This is a genomic window from Paenibacillus sp. MMO-177, from assembly GCF_037147795.1.
Classification (GTDB): Bacteria; Bacillota; Bacilli; order Paenibacillales; family Paenibacillaceae; genus Pristimantibacillus.
Window position 1 is genome coordinate 1 of the sequence record NZ_JBBCUR010000054.1, and the last position, 223, is coordinate 223.

At 54.7% G+C, this 223-nt stretch carries 1 rRNA gene; it reads left to right on the forward strand.

Annotation, left to right across the window (positions count from 1 at the left end):
- Positions 1-223, forward strand: a 16S ribosomal RNA gene (locus WFK81_RS30865); the annotation flags it as partial.

A 223-nucleotide genomic window follows, 5' to 3' on the forward strand; every position in this document is an offset into this window, starting at 1 on the left:
CTAGGATGACTGCCGGTGACAAACCGGAGGAAGGTGGGGATGACGTCAAATCATCATGCCCCTTATGACCTGGGCTACACACGTACTACAATGGCCGATACAACGGGAAGCAAAGCCGCGAGGTGGAGCCAATCCTATCAAAGTCGGTCTCAGTTCGGATTGCAGGCTGCAACTCGCCTGCATGAAGTCGGAATTGCTAGTAATCGCGGATCAGCATGCCGCG